Annotated in this window: 11 protein-coding genes and 1 other annotated feature; of the genes, 7 read left to right on the forward strand and 4 right to left on the reverse strand. The window is 41.2% G+C overall.

Features of this window, described 5'->3' with window-relative positions:
- Positions 1–65: 65 nt before the first annotated feature.
- The gene (locus GKR61_RS00210) at positions 66–422 is read right to left on the reverse strand and encodes a YbjC family protein (RefSeq protein ID WP_154599921.1); all 357 of its coding nucleotides are present in this window, start codon (positions 420–422) and stop codon (positions 66–68) included.
- Between the two features lie 192 nt (positions 423–614).
- Here GKR61_RS00210 and GKR61_RS00215 point away from each other — a divergent pair, with 192 nt between their 5' ends.
- The 4 genes from GKR61_RS00215 (at position 615) to GKR61_RS00230 (ending at position 5,650) form a co-directional block, all read left to right on the forward strand.
- The gene (locus GKR61_RS00215) at positions 615–878 is read left to right on the forward strand and encodes a GrxA family glutaredoxin (protein WP_006657693.1); all 264 of its coding nucleotides are present in this window, start codon (positions 615–617) and stop codon (positions 876–878) included.
- Positions 879–1,297: 419 nt separating this feature from the next.
- Positions 1,298–1,906 (forward strand): undecaprenyl-diphosphate phosphatase, encoded by a 609-nt coding sequence (ybjG, locus tag GKR61_RS00220; protein ID WP_108478970.1) that lies wholly within the window; start codon positions 1,298–1,300, stop codon positions 1,904–1,906.
- Between the two features lie 905 nt (positions 1,907–2,811).
- Positions 2,812–4,128: a serine/threonine transporter gene (locus GKR61_RS00225; protein WP_108478971.1), complete on the forward strand. Its 1,317-nt coding sequence runs from the start codon at positions 2,812–2,814 to the stop codon at positions 4,126–4,128.
- A 154-nt stretch (positions 4,129–4,282) separates the two neighbouring features.
- Positions 4,283–5,650, forward strand: coding sequence for an L-serine ammonia-lyase (locus GKR61_RS00230; protein ID WP_036951897.1), 1,368 nt, complete (start codon positions 4,283–4,285; stop codon positions 5,648–5,650).
- A 64-nt stretch (positions 5,651–5,714) separates the two neighbouring features.
- Here the strand turns inward: GKR61_RS00230 and GKR61_RS00235 are convergent, their stop codons facing one another.
- Both GKR61_RS00235 and GKR61_RS00240 read right to left on the reverse strand, forming a co-directional pair.
- Positions 5,715–7,313, reverse strand: coding sequence for a hypothetical protein (locus GKR61_RS00235; RefSeq protein WP_154639466.1), 1,599 nt, complete (start codon positions 7,311–7,313; stop codon positions 5,715–5,717).
- 257 nt (positions 7,314–7,570) lie between these two features.
- On the reverse strand, positions 7,571–8,776 hold the full coding sequence (locus GKR61_RS00240; RefSeq protein ID WP_154599918.1) for a serine hydrolase: 1,206 nt from the start codon (positions 8,774–8,776) through the stop codon (positions 7,571–7,573).
- A 283-nt stretch (positions 8,777–9,059) separates the two neighbouring features.
- Here GKR61_RS00240 and GKR61_RS00245 point away from each other — a divergent pair, with 283 nt between their 5' ends.
- Positions 9,060–9,683, forward strand: coding sequence for a glutathione S-transferase family protein (locus GKR61_RS00245; protein WP_036951905.1), 624 nt, complete (start codon positions 9,060–9,062; stop codon positions 9,681–9,683).
- Between the two features lie 41 nt (positions 9,684–9,724).
- Here GKR61_RS00245 and GKR61_RS00250 read toward each other — a convergent pair whose 3' ends face one another.
- Positions 9,725–10,549 (reverse strand): SDR family oxidoreductase, encoded by an 825-nt coding sequence (locus tag GKR61_RS00250; RefSeq protein WP_154639467.1) that lies wholly within the window; start codon positions 10,547–10,549, stop codon positions 9,725–9,727.
- A gap of 252 nt (positions 10,550–10,801) precedes the next feature.
- Positions 10,802–10,929, forward strand: a sequence feature (His leader region).
- A gap of 40 nt (positions 10,930–10,969) precedes the next feature.
- On the opposite strand from GKR61_RS00250, the gene hisG reads away from it, so the two are divergent.
- The gene (gene hisG, locus GKR61_RS00255) at positions 10,970–11,869 is read left to right on the forward strand and encodes an ATP phosphoribosyltransferase (protein WP_036952018.1); all 900 of its coding nucleotides are present in this window, start codon (positions 10,970–10,972) and stop codon (positions 11,867–11,869) included.
- A gap of 6 nt (positions 11,870–11,875) precedes the next feature.
- Positions 11,876–13,192, forward strand: coding sequence for a histidinol dehydrogenase (hisD, locus tag GKR61_RS00260; protein WP_036951911.1), 1,317 nt, complete (start codon positions 11,876–11,878; stop codon positions 13,190–13,192).
- Positions 13,193–13,194: the final 2 nt, after the last annotated feature.

The following is a 13,194-nucleotide window of genomic DNA, read 5'->3' on the forward strand; positions in this document are numbered from 1 at the left end:
ACAAATAGAAAGCGGACAATTTTCACACATAGCCAATCTAAACACCAGTAAAACCATGCCCTGCTCTACTTTTCGTCTGGTTTATCATCATCTCGCGTCGTCTCTTTTGGTTGATTACGACGGTCACGACTCGCGCCACCCGATTTATTATCAATTCCCAAAAAGGTAAGACCATGCACGGCTCGCCAAATAATATTAATCATCGCCGGAATTAAGCAGCCCATCCCGACCAGCACCATAGAAACAATCGCGCCAGAGCTGGCTAGCCATTCCGGCAGCGTAATATAGTCATTAGTAGCAAGTAATACGGTGATTAGTAATAATATTCCGATACCCTCAAGAAAAAGAACGGGTTTTGGCATATCCGCTAATGAGCGCATCGTCCCTTTAGTCTCTTTTGTGGTTTTTTGCTGTTGTTCCATGATGTTTTCCTTCGTTTTATTGCCTTATACTGACAGTATCGTCACCACCTCTAGCAAATTATATATACTGCCTATAGCTATGAAAGGAAAATTCAACTTTTATTTAGAAGCTGATGTTGGCATAGTATTGGGCATTATTATTTCGTATCTGAATAGTCATTAAAATCTGAGTTCTAAATTTAAGGAGATATTATGTACACTGTTATTTTTGGCCGCCCTGGTTGCCCATACTGTGTTCGTGCTAAAGAACTTGCAGAAAAACTGAAAAATGAACGTGACGACTTCGATTATCGCTATGTTGATATCCAAGCGGAAGGTATCTCTAAAGAAGACTTATCTAAAACCGTTGGTAAAACTGTAGAAACCGTTCCTCAAATCTTTATCGATGAGAAACACATCGGTGGTTGCACTGATTTTGAAGCATACGCTAAAGAAAATCTGAGCCTGTATAAGTAATCAATCTTACAAGACATTTTCTTTTATAAAGCCCCAGATGAGCCTATCATTTGGGGCTTTATTTTTTCTTTTTGTGCTATGCAAAAATATTTTCATCAAAAATTGCACTTTTTCTGATCACCGAGAGAACTTTCCTCCTTTGCCGTAGTCTTAATTAGTGCCACTGCTTTTCTTTGATGTCCCCATATTGAGGAGCCCGATAGCCATTTGATTCTTTCATGCTATCGGGTTTTTTGTGTCTAGAACTTTTGCATTGCCCTGATAAATCACTGTTATTGAGCAAATATTGATTGAGTTAATGTTTAACAAAAAGTAAATTTGTCAGCTTGAGTAGCAAGGTCTAGAGCGTGTCTTGATTCACCCCCTTCCCATTGCTATGTCCCGTCTTCTTGAGAACTAATGTCCGAGGTACTCCGATCGTGCTGGAACAACTAAATCTGGATCTTTTTAATCTGATCAACGCAACGCCTGAGTCCGCAAGTGGTACTATTGCGTTAGCCACGGTGATCGCCAAACGCTTGATCCTTATTTTTCCGCTATTTACTGTTGCATGCTGGTTTTGGGGTGCACAGCCAAATATGACTCGCCAACGTGCCTTTGCCTGTAAAACGGCTTACGCCATTGTTATTGGTTTAGTGATTTCTTGGTTGATTGGTTCTTTTGCGCCACATGAACGCCCTTTTGTGATGGGAATTGGTTCTAATTTCTTAGATCACGACGCAACACCTTCTTTTCCGAGTAACCATGGAACTATCGTCTTTACCTTTGTTTTTGCTTTCTTATTCTGGCTAAGAACGTGGGTTGGCTTCGTGTTTATGGTTCCTGCCATCGTTATTGCATGGTCTCGTATTTATCTTGGCGTTCACTGGCCGTTAGACATGATTGGTGCATTTATCTTAGGTGCTATTTCTTGCGGTTTATCTCAGCTGATTTGGGCTGTGGGCGGCAGTGTTATTCAGCAGCCAATCACTCGTCTTTACCACCTCGTATTTGGTTCTCTCATTCGCAAAGGATGGATGCAACCTTAATTGGTGATTTAAAGTACTGACCTATTATTAGTGTCAGTACTTTCCCCTTCATTTTTCCCGTCATTAAATATTGAGCTAAATCAAAGTTTGTTTTCATTTATTTTTAGCATCAATAACTTTATTTGAATTTATCAAATAAATATTAAAACAATTAATTAACAAATATTTTGTAACGTTTTCTTATTATTTTTTGTGACGAAAAATAAGTATTCTATTTCTAATCTTAAATCCCCTAAAACAATTAACATATTCCTCAAGAACATTAATTAACCAAAAAAATTAATCACGTTATTAATCAATTAATGCAATCACAAAAATACAATAAATATCATTATGTTACGTTAATTATGAAGTTGAAACTCATCCAAGGAATAGCGTGGTTTTTCCATCTTTATTTTCAAGTCATTGATCATTTTATTGACGTTAAATTTTTTATTAACATGATAACGGTTTTAATGTTTTGTATTTTTATATAAATAAATTTGTCGAATAATCATTTTATGAATATGGTTGAAAACCAGTAATAGCTAGCACTAAGTTAAATTTCATTAACAATTTTACAAAATTCACTGTGAGCTGATAAACATGGGGGATATTTCTCTTTTGAGATAATGATCACGGCATTTTGTTCTGCTAAAATGTAGATTCTCACACTCAAAATCCACTTTTAAAAATTACTTATAAAATTGCAAAACTGATTGAAAATGAATTTCATATTCATCTTAGTTTTATTTCCAATCAGATTGTTACGTATAAAACCATTATTAATGGCTAGACAGTGTATTAACCGATTGTTTATTTACTAACCATTAATTAAACCGTCGATTAATCGTACAAAAAGATTAAGAGCCTAGTGAAATAGGCACCCAATTTTTATTTTTTGACTTTTATTTTTGGAGACTATTATGGATACAACAAAAGTTGGTTCCATCAACAAAACAGCCTCGCAAACAGGGAATGCTACCGCTTGGCGTAAAACAGACACCGTGTGGATGCTCGGTCTTTATGGTACCGCCATCGGCGCTGGTGTTTTATTCTTGCCTATCAATGCGGGTATGAGTGGATTACTGCCAGTATTACTGATGTTAGTACTTGCTTTCCCAATGACATTTTTTGCTCACCGTGGTTTAACACGCTTTGTCCTTTCCGGTTCAAAGAAAGACGGTGACATTACCGAAGTGGTAGAAGAGCACTTTGGTCGTACAGCAGGTAACTGGATCACCCTGCTCTATTTCTTTGCAATTTATCCTATTTTGTTAGTTTATGGCGTTTCCATCACTAACAACGTTAACAAATTCCTGACTGAACTATTAGGCGTTGGTGCACCACCACGTTGGTTGCTGGCACTGATTTTAGTCGGTGGCGTCATGGCAATCGTGGCATTCGGTGAAAAATACATTGTTAAAGTCATGAGTATGCTGGTGTTCCCATTCATCGCCGTACTGGTCGCTTTCTCTCTGTATATGGTTCCACATTGGAGCACCGATGCTCTGAGCACATTATCTTTAGATAACGTGACTGAAGCGGCTAAAGCATCAGGTGGACAAAGCATTTGGATCACTATCTGGTTAACAATCCCAGTTATGGTTTTCGCGTTTAACCATTCACCAATCATCTCTGCTTTCTCTGTTGCAAAACGTGAAGAGTATGATGAAGCGGCTGAGAAAAAATGCTCACGCATTCTAGCTTCTGCACACATCCTGATGGTTCTGACTGTAATGTTCTTCGTCATCAGCTGTGTATTCACACTGTCTTCAGCTGACCTTGCTGCAGCTAAAGCGCAAAATATCAGTATCCTTGACTACCTGTCTGGCTATTTTGATCAGCCGTTCATCAAGTATGCCGCAGCTATCATCGCCTTTATCGCTATCATCAAATCATTCTTAGGCCACTACTTAGGTGCTCGTGAAGGTTTCAATGGTTTAGTTGAGCGTGCATATCGCGCAAAAGGCAAAACAGTTGATGTTAAAAAATTAAATCGTGGTACTGCACTGTTCATGTTAGTAACAACTTGGATTGTTGCAACATTGAACCCTGGTGTACTGGATATCATTGAAAGTCTGGGTGGCCCAGTTATCGCAATCCTGCTGTTCTTAATGCCAATGTATGCAATCAGCAAAGTTCCTGCGATGCGTAAATACTCCGGTAAACTCAGCAATATCTTCGTTGTCATCATGGGTCTGGTCGCTATCTCCGCTGCAACTTACAAGTTATTCTTCTAATTAAAAAAATTAGCAAATAATTAAGTAAATCTAAGCCCTCAATTAACCTATATCAATCTGGTTAATTGAGGGATCTTCTATAATCATCTTACTGACAACAAATACCCTGTAATTGCCAGTTTGATGGGGATCCTTCAATATAGGAAGACAGAATATGATTAGCGTATTCGACATTTTTAAAATCGGTATCGGACCATCCAGCTCACACACTGTCGGCCCTATGAAAGCCGGTAAGCAGTTTGTCGATGACCTCATCCAGCAAAATCTTCTCACTAAAACCACACGTATTTCCGTCGATGTTTATGGTTCTTTATCCCTAACAGGTAAAGGGCACGCCACCGATATGGCGATTATTATGGGTTTGGCGGGTAATCTGCCTGATACGATTGATATTGATGCTATCCCAGCATTTATGCGTAATGTTGAGCAAACTGGCAAACTGTTGCTGGCAAATGGTCAACATGAAGTCGATTTCCCAACGGAAGGTGGGATGAATTTCCATTCAACCAACCTACCATTACACGAAAACGGAATGACAATTACCGCATTTGATGACGATAACGTTCTGTATACCAAGAATTATTATTCTATTGGCGGTGGTTTTATCGTCGATGAAGAACATTTCGGTCAAGAAACTAAAAATGCGGTTCAAGTCCCTTACCCATACAAGTATGCAGCTGATTTACAAAAACACTGTAAAGAAACGGGATTATCTTTATCTGCATTAGTAATGCAAAACGAATTAGCCCTGCACAGCAAAGAAGAGATTTCTGACTATCTGGCTGCGGTGTGGGATGTCATGAAAGCCGGTATTGAACGTGGGGTGAGCACCGAAGGTTTATTACCAGGTCCACTGCGCGTTCCTCGCCGTGCAGCGGCATTACGCCGTCAATTAGTGACCTCTGACAATAACAATATTGACCCAATGGCAGTAATTGACTGGATCAATATGTACGCCCTTGCCGTCAATGAAGAGAACGCTGCGGGTGGCCGTGTTGTAACAGCCCCAACGAATGGTGCGTGTGGAATTATTCCTGCGGTATTGGCTTACTACGATAAATTTATTCGCCCAGTCAACGAAAACTCTTATACCCGTTATTTCTTAGTCTCGGGCGTGATTGGTACGCTGTACAAAATGAATGCGTCTATCTCGGGTGCGGAAGTCGGTTGCCAAGGTGAAGTCGGCGTAGCCTGTTCCATGGCAGCTGCTGGTTTGGCAGAATTAATGGGAGGCAGCCCAGAGCAAGTGTGCGTCGCGGCGGAAATCGCCATGGAGCATAACTTAGGCTTAACCTGTGACCCTGTTGGCGGGCAAGTCCAAGTACCTTGTATCGAACGTAATGCAATTGCATCTGTTAAGGCTGTGAATGCTGCTCGTATGGCATTACGCCGTGTGAGTGCGCCAAGCGTGTGTCTCGATAAAGTCATCGAAACCATGTATGAAACAGGTAAAGATATCAACGCAAAATACCGTGAAACTTCCCAAGGCGGTTTGGCGATTAAGTTAGGGCACTGTGAATAGCTAATTGCTTTTTGACGATAAAAGGCCTGCAAATGCAGGCCTTTTGATTGCTGGCTAAGTACTATTACCAAACTTGATATGGTGTTTTCGTTGAGACTAATGCACTAACAGTATCGGCAGCGCCTTTAACCGAATTTCCTACATCTAAAGCAGTAGCCTCAACAGGCTTAGTTAAAGCACTCACCCCTTCCGCTATTTTATTGACGGTTTGGTCAGCATCAATCTTAAACATCATTTCATTCTTAAGATTTATCTCATTATTAATATTTGTCTCATTATTAATATTTGTCTCATTATTAATATTTGTCTCATTATTAATATTTGTCTCATACGAATTACTAATGCTATCACCACCACGCATAGAACCTGAATTATCCCCTAAGTTTTGTGCAAATCCAGCAGATACATGACCACTTGGTGTTTTTGTCTCATGAGAGTACAAGGAGGTTGTATGCGTCGTTGTCGTAGTCGTAGTGTTAGACGACCCCGCTAAAATACCTTTACCTTGACTTGTCAACTTACCAATGCCATCGAATACCTGGGCCATCTCGTCAAGTTTTTTATTGTCTTGCTCAACAGTCTGCTCATAGTGAGCAAATTTTTCAGCCATTTCCTGTTGCTTCAGACTTATCTCCCTTAATTCCAATTCTGCCGTTTTTTCATTCACTTCTAAAACTTTAATTCTCGCCTCCAGGCTATCCATTCTAGCTTGACTCTTAGACTGATTATCAGATTTACTATCTAGATCGACCCGTAACTTGCGAGCATCCCTTTCTAAACGCAGTATTTTAGGATTCGTATCTGCTTTAGCTTTTCCTTCACTTTCAAACTTGAGCTTCAAAGCGTCAACTTCTTTTTGCTTGCCGTCAATCTTGATATTAATATTAGCAATATCTGTTGCTTGTTTTTTATTACGAGCTTCTTGGGTTGCAAATCGCACTTTCAATTCTTCTTTCTCAGCATTCATTTTTTCTCCCAGCTGTTTGACCTGTTCTTGGTTTTTATCAAACTGAGTTTTGAGTTCTGCTATCTCAACACGTTGAGCATCCATACTTACATTAAGTTTCTTTGCCTCCGCTTGCGTCTGTTTCACCTCATCTTTTAGTGACTTCATATCTCCTTCAATTTGCATAAAACGCTGTTTTGTCTCATCCGATTGATCAGCTTGATCTCCTAACGCTTTCTGCTGCTTTTGTAATTCTGATAATTGATTATTTTTTTTAGTAACCTCTTCATCGATCATCGCCAATTGCTTTTGCATTCCTTTATATTCATCAAGACCACGTTGCAATTCACGAATAGCATTACCGCCCTTAATAAAAGAATTTTCATGGTTAACAGAACCAAATTCATTCGTTGCGGAACCACCATTAAGTTCATTGTTATTTAAACCATGGTTGGTACTATTCCCTCCCACAACTTCCCCATTATTTAAGCCATCATTACGTGCAATTCCTCCTTGCATTTTGTGTTTATTGATATTCATGTTCAGTGTATTACCACCATTCACTGAACCGCCCCCGTTACCGGAATCAACCGCATCACCGGATTTCATAACACCACTATTTTCACCGCGATTATCCGCACGACCACCATTAACACTGTTTTCCCCAATCCCTTTGGTATTTTTTTGCAAGGACAGCTGATGCATTCTTTCTTCCATGGAAATGCCCATTGATAATTCTCCATTTCAATTAATTAAATTAATAAATATATTATGAAATTGCATGAGATAATTTCAGCCATTGATATTTAAATAACAGTAAAATAGTTAGCTCTCAAACAATTAAAATGATTATTAAATTGAATCGAAAATATTTCAATTGAAGTTTATCTGTAAATTTATTTAATGTTATTCATTACAAAAAAAGAGACCTCATAAAGAGGTCTCCATATATTAATTTGATAATTAGGTTTTAATCATCCAAAAATAGCATTCCACCAGCCAGTAATGGTTTTCATGATGTAATCCCAAATACGACCGACAAACCCCGCTTCCTCTACGGCTTGTTTTGCAACCAGTGGGTGCTGCTCAATCACTTCACCATTAAGAATAAAGTTAATCGTGCCCACTTTTTGGTTTAATGCTAAAGGCGCTTCAAGGGAGTCATTATCCAGTTTGATATCCACTTTTAGGTTTTGTAACTGACCTTTTGGAATAGTCACTGCCACATCTTTTTCGACCCCTAAAGGCACTTCCGAAATGTCACCAAACCAAACACGTTGTTTCTGTAAAACAGCATCCCCTTTAATCGGCGTCACTGTTTCGAAGAAACGGAAGCCCCAAGTGAGTAACTTTTCACTTTCAGAAAAACGAACGCGGTCACTTGGCGCACCTAAAACAACTGAAATCAAACGCATAGGACCATCGGTTGCTGATGCGACTAGGTTATGACCCGCCCCGCTGGTATGTCCTGTTTTCACGCCATCAACATGGAGATTTTGGCTCCACAATAAACGGTTACGGTTAGGTTGACGGATATTATTGAACGTAAACTCTTTCTCTTTATGCAATACATATTCATCAGGTACATCGCGGATCAGCGCTTGCGCTAACACAGCCATATCCCGAGCGGTACTGTATTGCCCTTCAGAATCTAAACCATGTACGGTTTTAAAATGGGTATTGGTTAAGCCAATTTTTTGGACGTAGCCATTCATAAGGTCAACAAAAGATTCTTGGCTCCCCGCAACGTGCTCAGCCAAGGCAATACTGGCATCATTCCCAGATTGAATTACCACGCCTTTATTTAAATCCAATACCGAAACACGGTCTTTCGGTTTCAAGAACATCAAGGAAGAACCTTTTAAAATAGGGTTTCCTGTCGCCCATGCGGCTTCACTCACTGTCACCATATCTTGCGGTGTAATTTTCCCTGCTTTGACCGCTTGCCCGACCACATAGCTAGTCATGATCTTGGTTAGACTTGCAGGATCCAAACGCTCATCAGGGTTACCCGATGCCAAAATTTTACCGCTGTTATAATCCATTAATACAAACGCTTTTGCGTCAACCTGTGGAGCAACTGGTGTCTGAGCTGCATAACTACTTGTGCTCATCACAACGAATAGACTGAACCCGATACCTGTTCCTCTAATTGCTGAGGACAATGTTGTTTTATTCATTGGTTACTCCTTTACTATTAGTGTTGCTATTACCATTCAAAGCGTTCATCACAATCAAACCATGTTTAATAAAATATTCACTAGAAACCAAAAATGCAGTCAAATTCATCGAGATACTGCAAAATATTACGCTAATTAAAGTCCCCCTATACCCTAAACAAAATAAGTGATGATGACCACCGCAATTAATAAATAATAAAGTTTCTCAATTCATTAATTTCATCTATCTTGTTTAGGTCAAAAATACCGTCTTTAAGTTAAAACATAGTCATGGGAGATTCCAATGTTAACTGTCTGGGGACGTACTAACTCTTCAAACGTGAAAAAAGTACTGTGGTGCTTGAAAGAGCTGAATATTCCTTATAATCAAAAAGATGTTGGTGGCCCATTCGGTGGTGTTGATACACCTGAATATAAGAAAATGAATCCAAACAGCACAATTCCAACTTTACAGGATGAAGGCTTTACCCTGTGGGAATCCAATGCAATTTTACGTTACCTTACGGAAAAGTATGATCACTCTCACCTATTGTTAGCCCGTGATCTGCAAGAAAAAGCGGCTGCTGATAAATGGATGGATTGGAGCAGCGCTAATTTGTTTGACCATATCAAGCAGATGATGAACAAAATCGTTCGCGTTCCTGAAGCCGATAGAGACCCGGCTCAAGCCAAAGTCATTTATCAAAATATCGAAAAACTGCTGAAAATTGCGGATGATGCTCTGGCGACTCAAGCCTATTTTAGCGGAGATAAATTTGGTATTGCAGATATTGCCATAGCGCCACTGTTCTACCCATGGCATGAAATTGTGACAGAACGCCCTGAATTTCCTCATTTAGAGCGCTGGTATCAAACACTGACCAAGCGTCCTGCGTTCCAAGAAATTGTGATGTTACCTATCAAATAAGCATTTAGCGTGGCGTTCGTATTGAGCGCCACGGATTTTATTTAACTCATCGGCATATAAAGTGGGTGAGTAAACTCATACTCAAACCCCATTTCTTGGCAAATTCGATTTCCATCGATTGTTTTCCCTGTCGCTTCATGCTCTTCAAGCGCAAATTCTGGCGGTGTTAAGCCTAATGACTTTGCTGCTTCAGTGTAAAACTCCCGACGCGTCGGGTGCTCAGGCGCACATAAATTATAGGTATGTCCACCATTGGATTGCTGGATCAACAACAAAATTGCGGCGATCACATTATCTTGATGCACCATATTTACAGGCTGATTAGCCCCTTTGACTTGTTGTTTCCCTGCTAAGAAGCGACCTGCATGGCGCTTTTCACCCACAAGACCAGCTAATCGTAGTACGTCCACCTGAATATTGGGTAAATCATGCAGCCATTGCTCAACCGCAATTAACGCTTGTGCTGAGGCGGTTTCACCAAGTAACGGCGCATCTTCATTAATGACTCCATCCACATCACCATAGACAGAAGTCGATGATGTAAAGATAACCCGAGGAATTTGATAGCTAATCGCGCTATCAACTAATTGCTCAATCGCCACAATATACTCAGAAAGGCTGACTTTTGATGGCGGTAATAAAATTACCATCACCTCCGCCTCCTCCATTAATTCACATAAATCTTCGGTATCGCATTGTAATTCTGGCGTCAATTGCAGTTGATAACAGTCAATACCAACCCTTTTGGCAGCTTCAACACCATCCAAACTCGTTTTCGTTCCTGCGACCGTCATTCCCTGCGCCATCAAGCGACTCGCTAAAGGAACCCCTAACCAACCTAAACCAATAATGGTGATTTTTTTCATAAGACTGTCCCGCATCCTGAGAAAGTGATTGCATCAATGCCTCATAGATTAGCTGAAAATCATTCAACTTCCGAAGCTATTTTCCAAGGGATTAATCACTATAAAAAACCGGGAACTAATTATTATGAGTTATTTTGAAAAAAAGGGTTGCATTCATAGTGTAAAATCGGATAGCTTGATTAGTATTGAATGTTTAAGCAATTATCCAAATAACTAAACGGAAGCTATTATGACTCGTATTTCACGCAACCATCATCATCACCATCATCCTGATTAGTCTTTCGGGCGATGTGTGCTGGAAGACGATCAACGACTCTTCCGGTGGCTGAAATGCGAATTGAGAAAACCCTCGGAAGATTATCTTCCGAGGGTTTTTTTATTATTAATCAAAAAGATATTTTTGGGATGTGGAGCAAAATTATGTTGGACAAATCACGTTTACGTATCGCAATACAGAAATCAGGACGTCTAAGCGAAGAGTCAAGGGAGCTACTGGCTCGCTGCGGCATTAAAATCAATTTACAACAGCAGCGACTGATTGCTTATGCAGAAAATATGCCTATTGATTTACTTCGTGTACGTGATGACGATATCCCGGGACTGGTAATGGACGGTGTGGTTGACCTCGGTATCATTGGCGAAAACGTACTGGAAGAAGAAGTATTAAGCCGCCAAGCTCGCGGTGAAAATCCGCAATTTACCACTCTACGTCGCCTTGATTTTGGTGGCTGCCGCCTCTCTTTAGCCGCGCCATTAGACTTCAATTATACCGGGGCAGAATGCTTGAATGGATCTCGTGTTGCGACATCTTACCCGTACCTACTGAAACGCTATTTTGATGAAAAAGGCGTGACATTCAAATCTTGCTTACTGAACGGTTCAGTCGAAGTCGCACCACGCGCTGGTTTAGCCGATGCCATTTGTGACCTCGTTTCTACAGGCGCAACCCTTGAAGCAAACGGCTTAAAAGAAGTGGAAGTCATCTACCGCTCAAAAGCGTGCTTAATCCAGCGTGACGGTGAAATGTCTGCCGATAAGCAACAGTTAATTGACCGCATGATGACGCGTATTCAAGGTGTTATCCAAGCACGCGAATCAAAATACATTATGTTGCATGCTCCGGGTGAAAAACTCGAAGAGATCATCGCACTGTTACCGGGTGCTGAGCGACCAACTATTTTGCCATTAGCAGGGGACCAAAGCCGTGTTGCAATGCACATGGTCAGCTCAGAAACCCTATTCTGGGAAACCATGGAAAAACTGAAATCCTTGGGCGCAAGTTCAATTCTTGTTTTACCAATTGAAAAAATGATGGAGTAATTCGCCATGGAACTGGGATTCAATCAACCAATTCGCTGGTCAGACTGCCTTGAAGAGCAGCAAGAAGCTTTACTGATGCGCCCTGCTATTGCCGCCTCTGGCAACATTAGCGCCGCGGTCAGTCAAATTATTGACCAAGTGCGTACAGAGGGAGATGCAGCCCTCATCGCCCTGAGCCAACGTTTTGATAAAACAGACATTACCTCTGTTCGTGTTTCACAAGAAGCCGTTGATGAAGCCCAAGCTCGCCTTGGCGATGACATTAAAGCGGCAATGAACACGGCGATTGGTAATATTCGCCGCTTCCATGAAGCCCAAAAACCTGCGCCGATCACTGTTGAAACTCAAGCAGGTGTGATTTGCCAACAAGTGACCCGCCCGATTGATTCTGTTGGGCTGTATATTCCAGGCGGCTCCGCACCGTTGCTCTCCACTGTCATGATGCTGGGAACGCCTGCAAATATCGCCGGATGCCGCAACATTATTCTCTGCTCACCTCCACCGATTGCAGACGAAATTTTATATGCAGCCAAACTATGTGGCATTACTGATATTTTCCAAGTTGGTGGCGCCCAAGCTATTGCTGCAATGGCATTTGGTACCCAAAGTATTCCGAGCGTTGATAAAATTTTTGGACCGGGTAATGCCTATGTAACGGAAGCCAAACGACAAGTTAGCCAAAGCTACCAAGGTGCGGCTATTGATATGCCAGCGGGGCCATCCGAAGTACTAGTGATTGCCGATAGCCAAGCTAACCCTGCATTTACGGCATCGGATTTACTCTCCCAAGCAGAACACGGGCCAGATTCTCAAGTCATTTTGCTCACCGACGACGCGGATTTTGCACAGCGCGTTATTGAAGAGACTGAAAAACAACTGACGGCGTTATCTCGTGCATCTATTGCGCGTGAAGCGCTCAGCGCAAGCCGAGTGATCATCGCGGACTCTATCAACCAATGTGTTGAAATCAGTAACCGCTACGGACCTGAACACTTGATTTTGCAAACTCGCAATGCCGATGATTTGGTTGAGTCTATCACCAGTGCAGGATCGGTATTTGTGGGAGATTGGTCCCCTGAATCCGCTGGGGATTACGCTTCCGGCACCAACCACGTATTACCAACTTATGGTTACACATCAACCTATTCAAGCCTTGGTTTAGCCGATTTTATGAAGCGAATGACAGTCCAAAAACTGTCGGCTCAAGGGTTACTAGGATTAGCCAACACCATAGAAACTTTGGCACAAGCGGAACAGCTGACTGCCCACAAAAACGCCGTTACCTTACGAGTCACCGAACTAAAAAAACAAAATCAGGAGTGAAC

The organism is Providencia sp. wls1916 (genome assembly GCF_009706585.1).
GTDB lineage: Bacteria > Pseudomonadota > Gammaproteobacteria > Enterobacterales > Enterobacteriaceae > Providencia > Providencia lanzhouensis.